The sequence below is a fragment of the Microbacterium sp. NPDC028030 genome, from assembly GCF_040637855.1.
Classification (GTDB): domain Bacteria; phylum Actinomycetota; class Actinomycetes; order Actinomycetales; family Microbacteriaceae; genus Microbacterium.
Genome location: NZ_JBEZXF010000002.1, coordinates 1009488 through 1030252, shown reverse-complemented (window position 1 = coordinate 1030252; position 20765 = coordinate 1009488). Strand labels below are relative to the sequence as shown.

18 protein-coding genes are annotated in these 20765 nt (G+C 68.7%); all 18 read left to right on the top strand.

Features of this window, described 5'->3' with window-relative positions; all coding sequences use genetic code 11:
* Positions 1 to 86: 86 nt before the first annotated feature.
* The 18 genes from AB0E56_RS13935 to AB0E56_RS13850 are packed head-to-tail and all read left to right on the top strand — an operon-like array spanning position 87 to position 20754.
* Positions 87 to 992 carry an ABC transporter permease gene (locus tag AB0E56_RS13935; RefSeq protein WP_359799838.1) on the top strand — a complete coding sequence of 302 codons (906 nt, stop codon included), beginning with the start codon at positions 87 to 89 and terminating at the stop codon, positions 990 to 992.
* Entirely contained in the window at positions 989 to 1726 is a 738-nt protein-coding gene (locus AB0E56_RS13930) for an ABC transporter ATP-binding protein (protein ID WP_359799835.1), read from the top strand. Before AB0E56_RS13935 ends, AB0E56_RS13930 begins: the two co-directional genes overlap by 4 nt.
* Entirely contained in the window at positions 1726 to 3672 is a 1947-nt protein-coding gene (locus tag AB0E56_RS13925) for a DUF6541 family protein (protein WP_359799834.1), read from the top strand. The genes AB0E56_RS13930 and AB0E56_RS13925 overlap by 1 nt, the downstream gene beginning before the upstream one ends.
* A 32-nt stretch (positions 3673 to 3704) precedes the next feature.
* Positions 3705 to 4433, top strand: coding sequence for a glycosyltransferase family 2 protein (locus tag AB0E56_RS13920; RefSeq protein ID WP_359799832.1), 729 nt, complete (start codon positions 3705 to 3707; stop codon positions 4431 to 4433).
* Positions 4430 to 4828: a DUF2304 domain-containing protein gene (locus tag AB0E56_RS13915; RefSeq protein ID WP_359799830.1), complete on the top strand. Its 399-nt coding sequence runs from the start codon at positions 4430 to 4432 to the stop codon at positions 4826 to 4828. Before AB0E56_RS13920 ends, AB0E56_RS13915 begins: the two co-directional genes overlap by 4 nt.
* On the top strand, positions 4825 to 6060 hold the full coding sequence (locus AB0E56_RS13910; RefSeq protein WP_359799828.1) for a glycosyltransferase family 4 protein: 1236 nt from the start codon (positions 4825 to 4827) through the stop codon (positions 6058 to 6060). The genes AB0E56_RS13915 and AB0E56_RS13910 overlap by 4 nt, the downstream gene beginning before the upstream one ends.
* A complete protein-coding gene (locus AB0E56_RS13905; protein ID WP_359799826.1) occupies positions 6057 to 6668 on the top strand; it encodes a DapH/DapD/GlmU-related protein in 612 nt (203 codons plus the stop codon). The genes AB0E56_RS13910 and AB0E56_RS13905 overlap by 4 nt, the downstream gene beginning before the upstream one ends.
* Complete coding sequence (locus tag AB0E56_RS13900) at positions 6665 to 7762, top strand: DegT/DnrJ/EryC1/StrS family aminotransferase (RefSeq protein ID WP_359799824.1); 1098 nt, start codon at positions 6665 to 6667, stop codon at positions 7760 to 7762. The genes AB0E56_RS13905 and AB0E56_RS13900 overlap by 4 nt, the downstream gene beginning before the upstream one ends.
* Positions 7759 to 8754, top strand: coding sequence for a Gfo/Idh/MocA family oxidoreductase (locus AB0E56_RS13895; protein WP_359800068.1), 996 nt, complete (start codon positions 7759 to 7761; stop codon positions 8752 to 8754). Before AB0E56_RS13900 ends, AB0E56_RS13895 begins: the two co-directional genes overlap by 4 nt.
* Positions 8755 to 8767: 13 nt before the next feature.
* Positions 8768 to 9988 (top strand): hypothetical protein, encoded by a 1221-nt coding sequence (locus AB0E56_RS13890; RefSeq protein WP_359799822.1) that lies wholly within the window; start codon positions 8768 to 8770, stop codon positions 9986 to 9988.
* A 24-nt stretch (positions 9989 to 10012) separates the two neighbouring features.
* Entirely contained in the window at positions 10013 to 11797 is a 1785-nt protein-coding gene (locus AB0E56_RS13885) for an ABC transporter ATP-binding protein (RefSeq protein WP_359799819.1), read from the top strand.
* Positions 11794 to 12879, top strand: coding sequence for a glycosyltransferase (locus AB0E56_RS13880; protein ID WP_359799817.1), 1086 nt, complete (start codon positions 11794 to 11796; stop codon positions 12877 to 12879). Before AB0E56_RS13885 ends, AB0E56_RS13880 begins: the two co-directional genes overlap by 4 nt.
* Complete coding sequence (locus AB0E56_RS13875) at positions 12876 to 14012, top strand: glycosyltransferase (RefSeq protein WP_359799816.1); 1137 nt, start codon at positions 12876 to 12878, stop codon at positions 14010 to 14012. Before AB0E56_RS13880 ends, AB0E56_RS13875 begins: the two co-directional genes overlap by 4 nt.
* Positions 14009 to 15154: a glycosyltransferase gene (locus AB0E56_RS13870; RefSeq protein WP_359799814.1), complete on the top strand. Its 1146-nt coding sequence runs from the start codon at positions 14009 to 14011 to the stop codon at positions 15152 to 15154. Before AB0E56_RS13875 ends, AB0E56_RS13870 begins: the two co-directional genes overlap by 4 nt.
* Positions 15151 to 16401: a glycosyltransferase gene (locus AB0E56_RS13865; RefSeq protein WP_359799811.1), complete on the top strand. Its 1251-nt coding sequence runs from the start codon at positions 15151 to 15153 to the stop codon at positions 16399 to 16401. The genes AB0E56_RS13870 and AB0E56_RS13865 overlap by 4 nt, the downstream gene beginning before the upstream one ends.
* Before the next feature lie 12 nt (positions 16402 to 16413).
* The gene (locus AB0E56_RS13860) at positions 16414 to 18549 is read left to right on the top strand and encodes a glycosyltransferase (protein ID WP_359799809.1); all 2136 of its coding nucleotides are present in this window, start codon (positions 16414 to 16416) and stop codon (positions 18547 to 18549) included.
* A 34-nt stretch (positions 18550 to 18583) separates the two neighbouring features.
* Entirely contained in the window at positions 18584 to 19648 is a 1065-nt protein-coding gene (gene wecB, locus AB0E56_RS13855; RefSeq protein ID WP_359799807.1) for a UDP-N-acetylglucosamine 2-epimerase (non-hydrolyzing), read from the top strand.
* Positions 19645 to 20754 (top strand): acyltransferase, encoded by a 1110-nt coding sequence (locus tag AB0E56_RS13850; RefSeq protein ID WP_359799805.1) that lies wholly within the window; start codon positions 19645 to 19647, stop codon positions 20752 to 20754. Before wecB ends, AB0E56_RS13850 begins: the two co-directional genes overlap by 4 nt.
* Positions 20755 to 20765 lie beyond the last annotated feature (11 nt).

The window sequence follows — 20765 nt, the reverse complement described above, 5'->3', positions numbered from 1 at the left end:
CGGCCGAACCTGAGGGGGCGGCCGCAGGCGCTATGGGATACTGAGACGGCGACGGGATGCCGTCGTGTCGTCGATTGAGTGGGCCTGTGACTGATACCCGAGATCTTTTCGCTGCCGTCCCGCGTTCCGCGTTCGACACCCCTGGTGAGAGCCGCGGGCTGATCGATGTGGTGCGCTGGCGCTATCTGTTGCACCTCCTGGTCCGAACCGGTGTCACCACCCGCTACCGCAACTCCGTGCTCGGGTGGACCTGGTCCTATGTCCGCCCCGCCGCGCAGTTCCTGGTCTTCTGGGTGGTCCTCGGGCTGTTCATGAACCTCGACAGGGGTATTCCGAACTACGCGATCTACCTGTTCTCCGGCATCGTCGTGATCAACCTCTTCTCCGAGGCCTTCAAGAACGCCACGACGTCGATCGTCGGCAACGCGCCGCTCGTGCGGAAGGTCTTCCTCCCGCGTCAGCTGTTCGCCGTCTCGGCGGTCATCGTGGCCTTCGTGCACTTCCTCCCTCAGGTCGCTCTGCTGCTCATCGTCTGCCTCCTCCTCGGCTGGGTCGCGCACATCTCGATCCTCTCGATCCTCGCCATCCTCGCCGGGATGATCATCGTGATGACGTTCGCGTTGGGGCTCGGGCTGTTCTTCGGCGCGATCAACGTCCGCTTCCGTGACGCCGAGAACATCGTCGAGCTCCTGCTCCTCCTCGCGACCTGGGCCTCGCCCGTGCTGTACGCGTGGACCCAGGTGCAGGACGCGGTCGTCGACAAGCTCGGCTGGCCTCAGTGGGTGGTCGAGGTGTACATGCTCAACCCCATCACGCAGGGGGTCGAGCTCTTCCACTACGCGTTCTGGCGGCCGGTGACCGACACCGCCTTCGCCCTCCCGCCGGGACTCGCCTGGAACACCCTGTGGACCTTCCTCATCGCGGTGGGCACGCTGCTCATCGGCCAGCTCGTCTTCCGCCGTCTCGAAGGAAGGTTCGCACAGGACCTATGAGTGCTCCCACCACGCTCCGCCCGAGCATCGTCATCGACGGTGTCAAGAAGCGGTTCACGCTCAACCACGCGTTCTCCCTCAAGGACACGGTCGTGGCGTGGATCAAGCGACGCAAGCTCACGAGTGAGTTCGAGGCGCTGAAGGGCGTCGACCTGGTCATCGGGGAGGGCGAGTCGGTCGCCGTGCTCGGGCTCAACGGCTCCGGCAAGTCGACCCTGCTCAAGCTCGTGTCCGGCGTGATGGAGCCCGACGAGGGACAGGTGCTCACGCGCGGGCGTGTCGCCGGGCTCATCGAGGTGGGAGCGGGGTTCCATCCGGAGCTCTCCGGGCGTGAGAACGTGTTCCTCAATGCCGCGATCCTCGGGATGAAGAAGCACGAGATCGAGGCGCGCTACGACGAGATCGTGGCGTTCAGCGAGATCGAGCAGTTCATCGATCAGGAGGTCAAGCACTACTCGTCCGGGATGTTCATGCGGCTCGCGTTCTCTGTTGCGATCCATGTCGAACTCGACGTCCTCCTCGTCGACGAGATCCTCTCGGTCGGTGATGCGCCCTTCCGGGAGAAGTGCCGTCTGAAGTTCGAAGAGCTCATCGCGGCAGGGAAGACTCTCGTCGTGGTCAGTCACGACATGGAGATGGTGCGCGAACTCTGCACGCGCGGAATCGTGATCAACAAGGGCGAGGTCATCTACGACGGCGAGGTCGAGGGAGCGATCGCTCTGGTGGATGCGTGATGCTGGACTGGCTCGCGCAGACGCCGACGCTCCTGGTGGCGGTGGCGATCGTCTTCCTTCCAGGGCTGCTCGCGCTCTGGGGGGTGGGGGTGCGTGGACTCGGGCTGCTCGCCGCGGCTCCGATCTTCAGCGTGGCGGCGACGGGCGTCGTCGCCCTCGCTCTCGGCATGCTCGGCGTCGGATGGTCGGCATGGAGCTGGGCGGTGGCCATGCTGCTGCTGGCTGGTGCGTCCTTCATCGTCGGGCGGGTCCTGGGTGGGCGTCTCGCACCGCTCCGCGCGGACGCCGGACGGTGGATACTGCCGGTCTCCCTCGTCGTCGGCGTCCTGCTCGGCGTCTGGCGACTGGCGACGTACATCACCGACCCCGCCGGGATCTCGCAGACGAACGACGCGGTCTTCCACATGAACGCGGTGCGGTTCATCCTGGAGACCGCGGACGCGTCGTCACTGCACGTGAACGGCGTGATCGGCGGCAGCTCGTTCTATCCGGCGGCGTGGCACGGGCTCGTCTCGCTCGTCGTGCTGATCGGCGGTGCGAGCATCCCGGTCGCGGCGAACATGCTCACGCTCGTGATCGGTGCTCTCATCTGGCCGATCGGCATCGCCTGGCTCACGCGCACGATCACCGGATCGCCGCTGATCGCGGGGGTGTCAGCCGTGCTGTCCGGCGCGCTCCAGACGTTCCCGCTGTTGATGTTCCAGTGGGGGGTCCTCTTCCCGAACGCCCTCTCGACTGCCCTGCTGCCCGCCGCCGTGGCGTCGATGATCTCGCTGCCGGAGTGGCGTGACGGCGGTGGCCGCGGCAAGACCACCGTGCGTGCGATGCTCCTCGCGGTCGTCACGGCCTGTGCGCTGGCACTCGCTCAGCCGGCGGCCCTGCTGCCGTGGACCGCGCTGGTGCTGGTGTGGCTGACCGCGCGGCTGGTGCAGGCCGCGAACGCGTGGTCGCCCGTCCGGCGCTGGAGCATCATCGTCGGCATGTGGATCGTGTTCGCAGTGTTCTGGGTCGCGCTCTCGCGGAGCACCAGCGGTTCGCACTGGCCGCCCTTCCGCGGGAAGCTCGAGGTGTTCCTCGACGTGCTGCTGAACGGCCACCTGCGCATACCGTTCGCGGTCGGTGTGAGCGTCCTCATGATCTGGGGGCTCGTCGTCGCCTGGCGATCTCGGCGTCTGCGCTGGCTGGTGTTCGGGTGGGCGGGCATCTCGGCCCTGTACCTGCTCGTCGCGGCGATCGGTGCACCCCTGGTCCGCGTCTACATCCTCGGTGCGTGGTACGCGGACCCGTACCGGATCGCCGCACTCGCACCCCTCGTGGTCATCCCGCTCGCCGCCGTGGGCATGCACGACCTCGTCGTCCGGGCGGGGAACGTGATCCGTCGCCGAACCGGCGGTGCACCCGGTGCGTTCGGGGGTGACGCCCTCGCCGTGAGTGCGCTCGCGGCGGCGACGGTCTTCATGGTCGTCCTGGTCCTGGTGCGTCCCGTCGCCATGCCCGCCGTGATCGAAGGGACCTTCGACCGGGAATCGCGCTATCTGGCGGTGTCCGACAGCTACCTCTCGCCCGACGAGCGCACGCTGCTGGAGTCTCTGGACGGCATCGTCGGTGCGGACGCGCGGGTGATCGCGAATCCCTCGACCGGTGCGGGCTTCGGCTACATGCTCAGCGGTGTGGACGTGTACCCGCGGACCTGGTCAGCTCCGCGCACCGAGACCTGGACGGTGCTCGCCGAGGGGCTGCGGGACGCCGCATCCGATCCGGCCGTGTGCGAGGCGCTCCATGAGTATGGGGACCCGCAGTACGTCCTCGACTTCGGAGCAGGGGAAAACACGCCGGGGCGCTTCGAGATGCCCGGCATGACCGACTTCGCGGGGGAGCCGGGATTCGAGCGCGTCGTCGAGGTCGGCGAGGTCTCCCTCTGGCGGATCACAGCGTGCGCGCGGTGAGCGCCGCCGCATCGTCTGTAGGATCGCAGACGATGCGTCCGTCAGCTACATCCGTTCTCGTCGTCATCCCGGCGCTGAACGAAGAGGATTCCGTGGGAGAGGTCGTCGCGGCGGTCGTCGCTGCTCTTCCCTCTGCACGGTGTCTCGTCATCGATGACGGCTCCTCCGATGCCACCGCGGCCCGAGCCAGACAGGCAGGGGCGCAAGTGCTGTCGCTGCCGTACAACCTCGGAGTCGGCGGGGCGATGCGCGCCGGGTTCCGATACGCCCGCGCCAACGGCCACGACGTCGTGGTCCAGGTCGATGCGGACGGTCAGCACGACCCGGCCGCGATCCCTGCCCTCATCGACGCACTGGGAGACGCCGATCTGGTGATCGGCGCACGGTTCGCCGGTGTGGGCGACTACGGGGTGCGAGGGCCGCGCCGCTGGGCGATGCGAGTTCTCGCGACGGTCATGAGTCGTGTGGCGGGGACACGTCTGACCGACGTCACGAGCGGTTTCAAGGCCGCCGGACCGCGCGCCGTGCTGCTGTTCGCCGACAACTTCCCCGCCGAATACCTCGGCGACACGATCGAAGCCCTCGTGATCGGGGCGCGTGCCGGTCTGACGATCAGACAGCTGCCGGTCATAATGCGGCGGCGGCAGGGCGGCGAGCCTTCGCACCGCCCCTGGAAGGCTGCGGTGTACCTTCTCCGGGCATGTGCGGCCTTCCTGCTCGCCATGATGCGTCCGCGCGCGCGGCTGGAGGACATCGGATGAACCCCGTCACTTACGCCTTCGGCATCGTCGCGGCCGTGCTGGCCCTGATCGCGATCGTCGAACTCATGCGAAGAGGCACGCTGCGCGAACGCCATGCCGTGTGGTGGTTCGTCGGCGGCCTGCTCGCCCTCGTCATCGCCGTGTTCCCGCAGACGCTCACCTGGGCGGCCAGAGCCCTCGGGATCGCGCTGCCCGTGAACCTCGTCTTCTTCATCGCGATCGCCCTGCTGTTCCTCGTGAGCCTCCAGTACGGCGCCGAGCTCACGCGCACGGAGGAGAAGATGCGCACCCTCGCCGAGAAGTCCGCCTTCCATGAGGCGCGGATCGAAGCCCTCGAGGCGAAGGCCGCCGCACATGAACGGGGCGCGTGTCCGGACGAGGAGCACGAGCAGTGAGCGGGCGGCCCCGCATCCTCATCGCGTCACGGTTGTTCCCGCCCGAGGTGAGTGCCGGCGCGTTCCGCCTCGGTGCGCTCGCTCGCTCCCTTCACGAACGCGGAGACGGGATCGTCGTCCTCACGACGAGACCACCGCGGCATGCGCCCCAGACGGCGGATGCCCCGGGTGTGGACGTCCGTCGCTGGCCCGTGCTGCGGGACCGCGGGGGCAACGTCCGCGGCTACATCCAGTACCTCAGCTACGACGCGCCGCTCTTCTTCCGCCTGCTCTTCTCGTCGTTCGACGTCGCGGTCGCCGAGTCACCGCCCACCACGGGTCTCGTGGTGACCGCGGTCGCGACGCTGCGACGGAAGCCGGTCGTCTACTACGCTGCCGACGTCTGGACCGACGGTGTGATCTCGATGGGGGCTCCCGCCCCGGTGATCGCCGTGATGCGCTGGATGGAGAGGACCGTCCTCCGTCGCGCCCAGGCGATCGTCTCCGTCTCCGACGAGGTCACCGAGCGGCTCGTCGCGCTCGACGCCGACCGGACGAGGATCGAGACCGTCGGCAACGGGATCGACACGTCGATCTTCACGCCGGATGCCGTACCTCCGACCGGGGTCGACCCGTACTTCGTGTACACCGGGACCATGTCGGAGTGGCAGCAACCCGACCTCTTCATCCGCGCCCTCGCTCTGATCGCGGAGGAGGAGCCCGCAGCGCGGATCCGCTTCTTCGGTCAGGGGGCGGTGGAAGCCGACCTCCGGTCTCTGGCAGAGGAGATCGTGCCAGGGCGGGTCGAGTTCGGGGGCGTGGTGAGCCCCCAGGAGTCGGCCTCGTGGATCCGCGGCGCGACGGCGGCGCTCGTGAGCATCGTCCCGGGAATCGGCTACGACTTCGCCCGCCCCACCAAGACGTACGCGGCCGCAGCCGTCGGAACACCCGTCCTCTTCGCTGGTCCGGAGACCGGTGCGCGTCTCGTGCGTGACGCCGATCTCGGCACGTCAGTGGACTTCGACGCGGAGTCGGTCGCCGCCGCGATGCGGGAGCTGCTGGCTGAGGAGTGCTCTGGGCGCACGGCGGAGCAGCGCACAGTGCGGGCCGCGTGGGCGCGCGCCAACGTCTCGCTGACCGCCGTCGCTGAGCGGGTCGCCGCAGTCACCTCGCAGGTTCGAGAACGGCGGACGACTAAGATCGGACCTGCGCGTCCCGCGCGTTCTGGATCCGATGAAAGGCCTTTTGCGTGACCGAAACCGGAAGTGTGCGGATCGTGGAGTCCGCGGATGTCTCGCCCGAGGCGCGCATCGGCGCCGGGTCGTCGATCTGGCACCTCGCCCAGGTCCGTGAGGATGCCGTGCTGGGAGAGAACTGCATCGTCGGGCGCGGTGCGTACATCGGGACCGGTGTGGTGATGGGCGACAACTGCAAGGTGCAGAACTATGCGCTCGTCTACGAACCGGCCCGCCTCGCCGACGGCGTCTTCATCGGACCGGCCGTCGTGCTGACCAATGACACCTACCCGAGGGCCATCAACGCAGACGGCACCATCAAGAGCGCTCACGACTGGGAGCCGGTCGGCGTGACCATCGAGACCGGCGCCGCGATCGGCGCGCGTGCCACCTGCGTCGCGCCGGTGACCATCGGGGCCTGGGCGACCGTCGCAGCTGGCGCCGTGGTCGTGAAGGACGTCCCCGCATATGCCCTGGTGGCCGGGGTTCCGGCACGCCGCATCGGCTGGGTGGGGGAGTCCGGCGTGCCGCTCACGGCAGGCGAACGCGATGGCATCTGGGTATGCCCCTCAACTGGTGCTCGATTCGTCGAGTCCGACGGAACATTGATCAAGGAGACCGTGTGACCGAGTTCATTCCCCCCGCAAAGCCCATCATCGGAGACGACGAGCGTGCCGCCGTCGATCGAGTCCTGCGGAGCGGGATGGTCGCCCAGGGACCCGAAGTCGCGGCGTTCGAGCAGGAGTTCTCGGACCACTTCGTGCCCGGTCGTCCCTCCGTCGCCGTGAACTCGGGCACGGCGGGACTCCACCTCGGTCTGCTCGCCGCGGGCGTCGGCGCCGGCGACGAGGTCATCGTGCCGTCGTTCACCTTCGCCGCCACGGGGAACTCGGTCGCGCTCACGGGCGGTACCCCGGTCTTCGTCGACATCGAGCCGGAGACCTTCACGCTCGACCCCGAGGCCGTGGCCGCCGCGATCACACCGCGGACGAAGGGCATCCTGCCGGTGCACCTCTACGGTCACCCTTCGCGCATGCGTGAGCTCGAGGCCCTCGCCACCGAGCGCGGCGTCGCCCTCTACGAGGATGCCGCCCAGGCACACGGCGCCTCTCTCGACGGACGGCCGGTGGGCTCGTTCGGTGAGTTCGCGATGTTCAGCCTGTACCCGACCAAGAACATGACCAGCGGCGAGGGCGGCATGGTGACGACCGCGACCGACGAGGTCGCGCGTCGCGTGAAGCTGCTGCGCAACCAGGGCATGGAGCGCCAGTACGAGAACGAGATCATCGGCTTCAACGCGCGGATGACCGACATCCACGCCGCGATCGGCCGTGTGCAGCTGACCAAGGTCGACGCGTGGACGCGCACCCGTCAGGAGAACGCCGCGTTCCTCGATGCGAACCTGCGGGGCGTCGTGATCCCACCCGTCGCCGAGGGCGCCGTGCACGTGTACCACCAGTACACCGTGCGCGTGCCGGAGGACCGCGACGGCTTCGTCGCCGCGCTGAAGTCCGAGCACAACGTCGGAGCTGGTGTCTATTACCCCATCCCGAATCACCGCCTCCCGTCGCTGGCGCCGTACGCCCCGGGGCTGGACCTGCCGGAGACGGAGCGCGCGGCGCGCGAGGTCGTCTCGCTGCCCGTCCACCCCTCGCTGACGTCGTCCGACCTCGAGCGCATCGTCGCCGCGGTCGATGCCGTCGCCGGAGCGGGCGCCTGATGGTGTTGCGTGCCGGCCTGCTCGGCGTGGGGATGATGGGTCGACACCACGCCCGCGTCCTGCGGGAACTCGACGGAGTCGAACTCGTCGCGATCGCCGATCCCGGTGGGGATCCGCACGGAGTGGCAGGCGACCTCGAGATCCTTCCCGACATCGATGCCCTGATCTCGGCCGGCATCGACATCGCTGTCGTGGCCGTGCCGACACGCTTCCACGAGGACGCCGCCCTGAAGCTGGCGGCGGCCGGCGTTCACACGCTCGTCGAGAAGCCCATCGCCCACAGCGTCGACGCCGGGCAGCGCATGGTCGATGCCTTCGCATCCGCCGGGCTCGTCGGAGCGGTCGGTCACATCGAGCGCTTCAACCCTGCGGTCCAAGAGCTGCGACGCCGGATCGAGGCGGGCGAACTCGGGGCGGTCTACCAGGTCGTCACCCGCAGGCAAGGACCGTTCCCCTCGCGTATCGCCGACGTCGGTGTGGCGAAGGACCTCGCCTCGCACGACGTCGACCTCACCGCGTGGGTCGTTCAGAGCGACTACGACCGTGTGTTCGCGCAGACGGCGTTCAAGAGCGGTCGCGAGCACGAAGACATGATCACGATCACCGGACGGACGGCGTCCGGCGTCATCGTGAACAACATCGTCAACTGGCTGAGCCCGATGAAGGAACGGCTGACGGTCGTCACGGGGGAGAAGGGCGCATTCGTGGCCGACACCTCGACCGGCGACCTCACGTTCTACGCCAACGGCACGATCCCCCTCGAATGGGAATCCGTGTCCTCCTTCCGCGGGGTCTCCGAAGGAGACGTCACGCGCTACGCGTTCGCCAAGCGCGAGCCGCTGCGCGTCGAGCATGAGGCCTTCCGCGATGCCGTGCTCGGGCAGCAGACCGACGTCGTGACCATGGAACAGGGACTGCGCACGCTCGCGGTCGTCGAAGCAGCGCTCGAGTCTTCGCGGACCGGGAACGCCCTTCCTCTTCTGGACGCCTGACGCGAGGAGCGGGATGAGCGCGCTGGCGGGGCTCAAGAGAGCCGTGACGGAGGCGATTCCCGACCCCGTGGCAGAGCGCGTCCTCCCCTGGAAGCGCGCCGCGTTCCGCGAAGCGGGTGTCATCGGAGTGGCCCCCGCCGAGAGAAGGCTGCTGATCGCTCCGGTGAACTCCGCGGGTCAGGGTTTCGCCTGGGCCCGCGCGGCCGAGCGGCTTCCCGGTGTGAGCGCGGCGAACTTCATGTACCGCGGTGCGGACGATGTCTTCGCCTACCCCGCCGACCACTCGGTCTCGACGGCGTACTTCGTCCAGAACCGGCGATGGCAGGCCGCGCAGCGGCGGGCGATCACACGAGGGTTCACCCATGTGCTCGTCGAATCCGGTCGGCAGGTGCTGGGCGGCAGCTCGACGCCCGAGGACGACATCGCCTGGCTCCGCCGACGGGGTATCCGGGTCGCGCTCCTCTGGCACGGCAGTGACATCCGTCTGCCCGACCAGCACGCGCGGACGGATCCGGACTCCCCGTTCCGCGACGGGCGGTACGCCGAGCAACCGCGGCTCCAGACCATCACCGAGGCGAATCACCGTCTGTTGCAGAGCCTCGACCCCCTGGCCTTCGTCTCCACGCCCGATCTGCTCACGGACGTGCCGGAGGCGACCTGGCTTCCCGTCGTCGTCGATGCGGCGCGGTGGGCCGATGCGGCCCCGTCGGCGCCCCTCATGCGCGATCGTCCCGTGGTCGTGCACGCCCCGAGTCGCGCAGGGTTGAAGGGGACGGCACTGATCACTCCGACCATGCGCCGGCTGCACGAGGAGGGCGCGGTCGAGTACCGCGAGATCACCGGCGTGTCGGCGTCGCGCATGCCCGAGGTGTACGGAGAGGCCGACATCGTGCTAGATCAGTTCTCCCTCGGCATCTACGGCGTCGCCGCGTGCGAGGCTCTGGCGAGCGGACGCGTCGTGGTCAGCCACGTGTCCGAGGTCGTGCGAGAGAGGGTGCGGACGCGCACGTCGCGAGAGCTCCCGGTGCTCGAGGCTCGGGCGGCAGACCTCGAACGGGTGCTGCGGGACATCCTCGCCGACCGGGACCGGGCGAGGGGGATCGCCGCAGCCGGACCCGGATTCGTGCAGGCCGTTCATTCCGGACACCGATCCGCCGATGCGCTCGCCGGGTTCCTGGGCGAACGTGAAGGCGCAGGAGGGCCCCACATGGAAGACTGGACCGATGCCCGCTGATCGATACCCTGAGGACTCCGCGTCATGAAGCTCGTTGCGAAGACCTACCGGGAGCTTGTGACCTATCTCCCCGCGGATGCGCGTTCCTACCTGCTGCGCTATGTCGTGGTCTCCTGTCTGCTCACCATCCTCGACATCGGCGCGATCATGCTCCTCGCCCTGAGCCTGACCCCGATGATCGCACGGACGACCATCACGCTCCCCGTCATCGGCGAGATCGGAGAAGACGACTACGTCTGGCTGATCGGCTCCGTGGCGGTCCTCATCCTCGTGAAGTCCGCGCTGGCTCTGTTGCAGCAGTGGTTCGCGACCCGCCGCTTCGCCTCCTTCGAACTCGAGATCGGCCGGCAGCTCTTCGACAGCTACATCAAGGCACCGTGGACGTACCGTCTCGGTCGCAATACCGCGCAGATCGTCCGGATCGCCGACGTCGGCATCGCGAACACCATCAGCGGCTTCCTCCTCCCGATCGTGCAGCTCCCGTCGATCGTCGTGAGCTTCGTGCTGATCCTGGCCGTGATCGTGGTCGCCCAGCCGCTCACAGCGCTCATCACCGTCGTGTATCTCGGCGGCATCATGGCGCTGCTCTATTGGGTGGTCTCCGGCCGGTCGGTGCAGGCGGGGCGCGTCTCCCGTGACTACTCCTTCAAGGTCGCGACACTCATGACCGAGATGATGCAGGCTCTCAAGGAGATCACGCTGCGGAACAAGACCGGCGAGGTCGCCGGCATCGTGCAGTACAACCGCTCCTTCAGCACCCGTGCTCGCGCGAACATGAACTTCCTCGGCTCTGTCCCCGGGTTCGTCCTCAACTCCGCGCTGGTCGGTGGCTTCGTGCTCGTCGGCGGCATCGGCTACGTGCTCGGGGGCATGCAGGAGGCGTTGGCGTCGGTGGCGCTGTTCGCCGTCGCGGGGTTCCGCCTCGTCCCCTCATTGACCGGATTCCAATCGATCGTGACGACCACAACGGCGAACGTGCCGCACGTGCAGGCCGTGATCTTCGACATCCAGGTGTCGGAGAAGTACATCGCGGTGGCGGAGCGCCTCGGACAGAAGCCGATCGAGGGGGAGCCGCGCGTGCTCACCCTGACCGACGTGTCGTTCGGATACCCGAAGCACGAGGACACGCCGGCGGTGCACGACATCAATCTCCGCATCCCGATCGGCAGCTCGCTCGCCCTGGTGGGTTCGTCCGGCGCGGGCAAGTCGACCCTGGTGGACATCCTGCTCGGTCTCCTCGTCCCGCAGAAGGGCTCGATCCGCCTGGACGACCAGGACCTCAACGACGTGCTCGCCGCCTGGCGCTCCCGCGTGGGATACGTGCCCCAGGACGTCTCGCTCTTCGACGGCACCGTCGCCCAGAACGTCGCCCTGGACTGGGACGACAAGGACATCGACTTCGACCGGGTCCGCGCCTCTCTCGAACGGGCGCAGCTCTGGGAGACGATCGAGGCGCGCGACGGCGGCATGCACGGCCGGATCGGGGAGCGCGGTCTCTCCCTGTCGGGTGGACAGCGACAGCGCCTCGGCATCGCCCGGGCCCTGTACAGCGACCCGCTGATCCTCGTCCTGGACGAGGCGACGAGCGCGCTCGACACCAAGACGGAGTCCAAGGTCACGGCGGCCATCCGCAGCCTCAAGGGAGAAGTCACGATCGTGTCGGTCGCGCACCGGCTCTCGACGATCCGTGACAGCGACCTCGTCTGCTTCATGCAGGACGGCACGATCGCCGACCAGGGCACGTTCGATGAACTCGTCGCCCGAGTGCCGAACTTCGCCGAACAGGCTCAGCTGGCTGGCCTGACGTGACGACGCCCTTCGTCGACGTCGTGATCGCCTGCCACGACGAACGGCGACCGATCGAGCGGGCCGTAGCCTCGCTCGTTCAGGACGACGACGTGCGCGACGTCGTACGCGTCACGGTCGTTGCCCACGGGTTGGACGCGGGGATCCTCGAACGACGCCTCACGGGGATCGACGGCGACATCCGGGTGCTGCCTTTCCAGGACGGCATCCGCAGCGCGGCCGGGCCCTTCAACCACGGTCTCGCGGCCGTCGACGCGGAGTACAGCGGGGTCATGGGGTCGGATGACTTCCTGGAACCGGGCACGATGTCGCAGTGGATCCGGTACGTGCGCGCAGAACGGCCGGACGCCGCGATCGCGCAGATCCGGCTGCAGGGTCAAGGGCTGATGCCGAACCCGCTCGTGCGACTCGGACGCTCCCGGCGCCTCGACGCCGCTCGCGATCGACTCTTCTATCGCACGGCGCCGCTCGGGCTGTTCCGCACCGACCGGGTGCGCGAGCTGGGGCTGCGCATGCTCGAAGGCGTCCGCGTCGGCGAGGACTTCGAATTCGGCATCCGGCTCTGGGCGCAGGGCGGACGGATCGACCTCCTCCGCGGCGCCGGCACGTACGTGATCGGCGAGGATGCCGCGGAGCGGACGACGCTCGGTGCGATGACCGTCACCGAGCGGTTCGCCCCGATCGTGCGGCTCTTCGAAGACGGGGTCTTCGCAGATCTCTCTGCTCGCGCCCGCACCGCCCTCGCCGTCAAGCTCATCAGAGTGACGATCGTCGGCAATGCGCAGGCCCTCGCAGAAGAGCTCGACGACGACGACGTCGCGGCGTTCACGACCCTGCTCCGTCGGCTCCTCGAGGTCGCTCCGAGGGCTCTGCTGCCGTTCAACCGCCAAGACCGCCGGATCCTCGACGGGCTGCTCGCCGAGCCTCGTGCCGCCCGGCTGCGGTCCGATGTGGCGTCGTCGCGCGGGGCAGGACGGCGCGACCGGTGGCTCACCCCCGACCTGGTGCACAGCTTCGCGCGCGAATCCACCCTGCGCCGATACGTCCTCTACTTCTGCAAGCGCGAGCGAAGGAGAACCCGATGACCGCCCGCCCGACCATGCTCATCATGTCGTTCTCGCCCCTGACCGGCGACGCCAGGGTGCTGAAGCAGATCGCACGATTCACCCGCGACTTCGACGTGACGACGCTGGGGTACGGTGACGCTCCGGAGGGAGTGGTCGACCACCTCTCCATGCCGAAGGAGGTCCGCTACAACGACCTCGACGGCAAGCTCATCACCCTCAAGCGCTACCGGACGGCGTACTGGCGGCTGTCGGCGGTGCGCTGGTCGCGGGACGCGCTGAAGCGGCGACGGTTCGACGTGATCATCGCGAACGACGTCGAGGCCGTCCCCGTCGCAGTCAAGATGCGTCCGCGGTTCGGCGTCCTCGCGGACCTGCACGAGTACTCACCCCGGCTGCACGACGACAACGAGCTGTGGTTCCAGCGCATCACGCCGTGGTTCGAGTGGGTGGTGCGCACCTACGTGACGAAGGCAGCAGCCTGGACGACGGTGAGTGAGGGTCTCGCCGCGGAATACGAGCGGAACTTCGGCTTCCACGCCGAGCTCGTCAGCAATGCGACCCCGTATCACGAGCTGCGCCCCGGCGCGGTCTCCGCACCGATCCGGCTGGTCCACAGCGGGGCGGGCCTCACCAATCGGCAGCTCCACCTGATGGCGGAGGCGGTCGCCACGGCGCAGGCCGACGTCACGCTGGACTTCTACCTCACGGCGAACCACCCCGCCTACCTCGAGGACCTCAAGGAGTACGCTGCGACGACCGACCGGGTCCGCGTCCTCGACCCGGTGCCGTACTCGGAGCTGGTGACGACCCTGAACTCCTACGACGTGGGGGTCTTCCTCCTCCCGCCGCTGACCTTCAACTACCGGCACGCCCTGCCGAACAAGCTCTTCGACTTCGTGCAGGCGCGACTCGGGATCATCGTCGGACCATCGCCGGAGATGGCCGGGTACGTCGAGCGGTACGGTTTGGGCTCGGTGGCCTCCGACTTCACGGTCGATGCGCTGCGCGAGGCGATCGAGCAACTGACGCCCGAGTCCGTCGCGGCATACAAACAGCACGCACACGACAGCGCGCACGAGCTCGAGGGCGAACGGCAGGTCGAGAAGTGGGACCGCATCATCCACGGTCTCGTCGCGAAGGCCCGCCGATGAGCGCCCCGAGGCTCCTGATCATCTCGTTCTCGACGATCAGGGCCGACGCGCGGCTGTTGAAGCAGATCACTCGTCTGCGCCGCGATTACGAGGTGCACACGGTCGGTTACGGCGAGACTCCGGACGGTGCGAGCGGCCATATCCGCATTCCCGATGAGTACCCGATCTGGCGCTACGACCGGGCGTCCGTGCTGCTGCGCCGGTACCGTCATGCGTACTGGTCCAACCCTGCGATCGCCACCGCCATGACCGCCTTGCGCGACACGGACTGGGATCTCGTGCTCGCGAACGACGTGGACGCCGTGGGGCTCGCGCTCGCTCAGCGATCCGTGCACGGTGTGCATGCCGATCTGCATGAGTACGCGCCCCGTCAGAAGGAGGACGTCTGGAAGTGGCGGCTGTTCGTCGCTCCCTTCGTCCGGTGGATGTGCCGGACGTTCGTGGTACGCGCAGACTCCGTCACCACCGTCGGCCAGGGCATCGCGGAGGAATACGCGCGACGCTACGGGATCAGTGCCACGGTGGTGACCAACGCCGCCCCCTACGCGGAACTCGCCCCCCGGCCGGTCTCCTCGCCGATCCGCCTCGTGCACTCGGGTGCCGCCCTCCGCGATCGCAACATCGTGGCGATCATGGACGCAGTCGAAGCGGCGTCCGCGGACGTCCGGCTCGCCCTCTATCTCACGCCGAACGACCCGGGATTCCTGGAGGAGGTGCGTGCGAGGGCGGCGGCGTCGGCACGTGTCGATCTCCACGACCCCGTGCCGTACGCCGAGCTCGGCGAGACCCTCAACGCCCACGATGTCGGCGTGCATCTCCTCCCGCCGGTGAACTTCAACAACACCTGGGCGCTGCCGAACAAGTTCTTCGACTATGTGCAGGCACGACTCGGCGTGATCATCGGGCCGTCCCCCGAGATGACGCGCGTCCTGAAGGAGCGAGGCTTCGGCGCGGTGGCGGAGGGCTTCGACGCGGCCGCGCTCACACGCCTCATCGACGAACTCGACGCCGAGCGGGTACGGGAGTGGAAGCAGGCGTCCGACGCCTCAGCCAGGGAACTCTCGGGTGAAGAGCAGGCCGAGCGGTGGGCAGACGCCCTGGCCGCTCTGATGGCGGCGCCGTCTCGTCGGGAGCGCGGATGAGCAGGCTGCTCCTCTTCACGAACGACTATCCCTATCGCACCGGCGATGTGGTGTTCGTGGAGAAGGAGATCGAGGCGCTCGCCGCGCGATTCGACGACGTCGTCGTGTTCTGTCATGCACGCGACACGAGTGCCGGCATGGTCGACCTCCCCGAGGGCGTCCGTTTCGGAGGCAACCTCTTCGTGCCTGCGCCGGAGGACGCGCCTCGGAGACTGCTCGAGTTCGCCCCACTCCTCCTGCTGCTGCAGGCGACGTGGCGAGAGCTGTGGAGCGGTCGCCTCCTGCGGAACGCGCGCCTCTTCGCCATGGGGGCGAAGGTCGGGATGACGCAGGCGCACCGGACCGCGGTGCGTGAGGCCGTCGCCGGCGACCGCGACACCGTCGCCTATGCCTTCTGGGCGATGGGCGGGGGACTCGTGCTGCCCTGGCTTCGCGGGGTGTCGGCCCGCGTGGTGCGGGTCCATCGCTATGACCTCTACGAAGAGCGGGCGATCGGCGGCTACCTTCCTTTCCGTCCCTTCTTCTTCGCGCGCACCGATCGGGTCCTGGCGATCTCTGACGACGCTGTGCGATACCTGGAAGGGCGCTACTCCGAGGTCCGAGGAAAAGTCCGGTTGAGCAGGCTGGGCGCCTACGGCCCTGAGCACGCCCCCGAGCGTCGAGCGCACGGCACACCGACCATCGTGTCGTGCTCGGCGGTGAGCGAGGTGAAGCGGGTCGACCGCATCGCCGAGGCCGTGCGCGAGCTGCACGCCCTCGACCCGTCGCGACCGATGCGGTGGGTGCATTTCGGAGACGGACCGCTCATGCCACAGTTGCGCGAGCACGTCAGTGCGCTTGCGCCGGGTATCGAGGTCGAACTGCGCGGACAGGTGCCGAACGCGGAGATCGCGGCGTTCTACAAGTCCGGCGAGGTCGATCTCTTCGTCAATCTCTCGGCATCAGAGGGTGTCCCTGTCAGCATCATGGAAGCCATCGCGTACGACGTGCCGGTCGTCGCCACGGCCGTCGGGGGGACCCCGGAGATCGTGGGCTCCGCGTTGCGCACCGGCGAGCTGGTCGACGCCGAAGCGTCCAGCGGAACGGTTGCGGCCACACTGGCTTCGGTGCTGGACGCAGCGCCGGGGAGATACGCCCCTCGTGAGAGATGGGAATCCGAGTACGACGCCGCACGTACCGGCGCGCGCGCCGCAGAGCTGGTGAGTTCTCTCGCGAGCGGACCACATCGTGGGCATGGGCGATCCTGATAGCTTCGTAGCGTGAAGGTTCTGGTCGTGACACCCTGGCTTCCCACCGCAGGGCGACCGGACGTCGGCAGCTTCATCCGGCGCGATATCGAGATGTTGCGCGCGGACCATGACGTGGAGGTCATCCACCTCTCCGCGGACGGCGAAGAGGCCACCGTGGACTTCCCGGTCACGACCGTACGGATGTCGATGACGGACCCCCGCAGCATCCGCCGCGCCGGAGGTGTCATCGCCGCGCGAGCCGGCCATGCCGATCTCGTGCACTCCATGGCCGCGTCGGCGCTTCTCCCGTTCCTCGGCCGTCGGATCGGGCGCCCGTGGGTGCATACGGAGCACTGGTCCGCGCTCCTCGCGCCAGCCACGGCACCGGTGTCGGCTCGCGTCTCGCTCCCGCTCGTTCGCACGCTGCTCCGCCGTCCGGATGTCGTGATCGCCGTCGGTCACGATCTGGCAGCCGCCATCGGCACGACGCGGCGGGGGCGGACGCGCATCATCCCCAACGCGGTGCCGCGTCCGGCCGTAGTGCGTGCACGGCCGAACCGCGGCGCACTGACCCTGGTCGGCGTCGGGGGCCTGATCGCACGCAAGGGCCCTGACATCGCGGTGCGGACCGTCGCCGAGCTCCGCGGCCGCGGCGAGGATGCCCGACTCCTCTGGGCCGGCGACGGTCCGATGCGGGATTCCGTGGCTTCACTCGCGAAGGAACTCGGCGTGCACGATCACGTGGAACTCCGCGGGCGGGTCTCGCCGGGCGAGGTGGAAGACGTCCTGGCCGAGGCGGACGTCTTCATCCTTCCCACGCGCATGGAGACCTTCGGCGTGGCGATCGCCGAGGCGCTCGTCGCGGGACGGCCGGTCGTCGTGTCGGCGTCCGGTGAGCAGGCGTCTTTCGTCTCGGAGCCCGACGGCGTGCTGGTCGAAGGATGGTCGCCCTCCGACTACGCCGATGCCGTGCAACGCGTTCAGGAGCTCAATCGCGACCGTTCCGCCGCGGAGATCGCGTCGGCGGCGTCGGCCCTGTTCGACCCGGAGCAGCGGCGGACCGCCACGCGAGATGCGTATCTCGCGGCCGCCGAGACGGGGGGAGACCCGCTTCCGCAGGACGTCGACGTCGTCATCGCCGCCCACGATCCCCGCAGAGACGTCGGCCGGGCGATCTCGTCCGTCCTCACCTCGCACAGCGTGCGTGCCGTCCACGTGGTGTGCCACAACGTCGAGGAGGCCGCGATCCGCCGGGCGGCGGGAGCGGCAGCGGAAGACGTCCGCGTGCGGTTCCTGGAACTGCGCGACGGGGTGCGCAGCCCCGCCGGACCCTTCAACCACGGCCTGAACGCGGCGGAAGGCCGCTATGTCGCGGTGATGGGCTCGGACGACGAGGTGACGGCGGGGGCGATCGACGCCTGGCGTCGGACCGCGCAGCAGGACGCGTCCGACATGGTGATCGCGCCGCTGCGGCACGCGGGTGGACGCCGCGTGCCCACGCCGCCGACGCTTCGACGTCACGACCTTCGCGGTAGTCGCGATCGCCTCGCCTATCGCACCGCGCCGCTCGGTCTGATCGGGGCGCCGCGCTTCGGCGGACTCCGATTCACCCCGGGGGTCGCGACGGGGGAGGACCTGGACTTCGGCGCTCGGCTCTGGTTCTCCGGTGCCCGCATCAGTCGACACGCCGGGCCGGATGACTACCTGATCCACGACGGAGAGGAGCGCGTGACCTTCACGGCACGCCCGCTGCGTGAGGAACTCGAGGCGGTCACCCTGCTTCTCGCCGCGCCGTTCGCTCGAGCGCTCTCCCGCCGTGATCGTGAGGCGCTCGCGGTCAAAGTCTGGCGGGTGACGGTCTTCGGTGCCGTGCACTACCGCGCGGGGGACTGGGTCCCCGACGATCGCGAGGCGCTGCGGGATATCGTGCAGGCGCTGCGATCGTACTCCCCCTCAGCGCTGGGGGTTCTCTCGCTCGCGGATCGCGCGCTGATCGCCGGCGCCGCGGACCTGGCCGTCTCCGATGAGGCACTGGACGACCTGTCCCGACGCCGCCGACGCTTCGTGTCGGTCAGGGCCCTGTTGCCCGCGCGCCTGTCGCGTGTGCTCGCCAGGGAGGCTCCGCTGCGATACAGTGCCGCGACCTGGTGGGCGGGACGGCGATGACCGCTGCTCTCCGTCTTCCGTAGACTTGCCTGTTGTGAAGATCATCAGCGTCGTCGGCGCCCGTCCCCAGTTCGTGAAGCTCGCGCCCATCCACAAGGCGTTCGTGGCCGCAGGAGTGGACCACGTGATCGTGCATACGGGTCAGCACTACGACCCGATGCTGTCGGATGTCTTCTTCGAGGACCTCGGCATCGGTGCCCCCCACGTCCACCTCGGGGTGGGGAGCGGGTCTCACGGAGTCCAGACCGGCGCGATGCTGGCGGCTCTGGACGCGGTGTTCGACGAGCACCGTCCGGACTGGGTGCTCGTGTACGGAGACACGAACTCCACCGTCGCGGCCGCACTCAGCGCGGTGAAGATGCACATTCGCGTCGCCCACCTCGAAGCAGGGCTCCGCAGCTTCAACCGGCGGATGCCGGAAGAACACAACCGGGTGATGACCGATCACGCGGCCGACCTCCTGCTCGCACCGACGCAGGTCGCCGTCGACCACCTCGCGGCGGAGGGCCTCGCCGAACGCACCGTGCTCGTCGGCGACGTGATGACGGATGTGCTCTTCACGGTCCGCGACGAGGTCGCCTCGCGTCCTTCTCCGCTGGTCGAGGAACTCGGGCTCCCTGTCGGCGGGCACTACATCGCGACCATCCACCGTGCGGAGAACACCGATGACCCGGCGCGACTCGCCGAGGTGGTGGCAGGGCTGGGGGGCCTTGACCGTCCGGTCGTCCTCCTCGCACACCCCCGGGTGGTCGCCAAGGCGCAAGCGCACGGCATCGATCTCGCCAGCGGATCGCTCATCGTCCACGCGCCCCTGGCCTACCCCGAACTCGTGGCAGCCACGCTCTCCAGTGCTGGAGTGGTGACCGACTCCGGAGGTCTGCAGAAGGAGGCGTTCCTGCTGGGAGTGCCGTGCACGACCGTGCGGACCGAGACGGAGTGGGTCGAGACGGTCGAGCTCGGCTGGAACGTCCTCGCACAGAACGCCGAGGAGATCGCGCGCGGTGTCGCCCGTGAGCGCCCGCAGCCCACCGATGCGGCGCCGTACGGTGATGGTCGTGCAGCAGAGCGTGTCGTGCAGGTGCTCCAGGACCTGACGTGACGTCCGAGCCCGCGCAGGGAAGCCCGCCGAGCGCTCCTGAGCGATCGAGGTCCAGCGCGTCGTCGGGGCGTCAGTGGGCGCTGGACGCCCTGCGGATCGTTTCGGTCGTCGGGGTGGTGGCGATCCACGTCTTCGCGGGGATGGTGGCGAATCCGGACGTCCGTGGCACGGCCGGCTGGTGGGGCGCCGTCGTCGCCGACATCGGCTTCGTGTGGGTCGTGCCCGTCTTCGTCATGATCTCCGGCGCTCTCGTCCTGGCCCCGCGGCAGCACGCCGCCGGTCCGGCGCCGTTCTACCGGAAGCGGCTTCCTCGGCTTCTCACCGCCCTGGTCTTCTGGTCGGTGCTCTACTTCGTGCTCATCCGCACGCTGTTCTCGCAGATCGCGCCGACCCGTCTCGATCTCGCGCGCTTCGTGCTGGACGGCCAGCCCTACACGCACCTGTACTTCCTGTGGCTCATCGTGGGCCTGTACGTCGTGGCGCCCGTCCTGGCGTCGTTCCTCCAGGGCGGCGGACAGCGTCGAGCCGTCATCTTCGCCGCCGTGACGCTCGGCGCGACCGTCGTCACCGGGGTCTCCTCGAGCATCCTGACGGCGATGGGGGATGAGGCCCCGTTGACGTTGCTCGCGCTGACGCAGTGGCTGCCCTACGCGGGATACTTCCTGGCGGGGTGGGCGTTGCGTGCCGTCCGCGTGTCGGGCTGGCGCTTCGCCGCAGTGCTGGGACTCACTGTCCTCGCGATCGTCGCCTCGATCGTCCAGTACGGGGTGCGTCCCTCGCTGGTCGACGCGGTGCTCCCCCTGAGCTACTTCGGGCCCGTCGTGGCGGCCGCATCGCTCGGCGTGTTCGTCTGCGTCAACAGTGCGCTGGCGCGGTGGAACCCCGGATCGGGCACCCAGCGTGTGGTGCGCGAGCTGTCGGACTGCGCCTTCGGCGTCTTCCTCGTGCACTTCTCGATCATGCTCCTCGTACGTGCCCTCCCTCCCTTCGAGGCCGCAGCGGCGTCGCTGCTCCTCTCGCTGCTCGAATGGCTCGTCGTCGTCGGAACCTCGTTCCTCGTCGTCTTCCTGATGCGGAGAATCCCGGGTGTGCGACGCGTCGTCTGACGCGCCCTTAG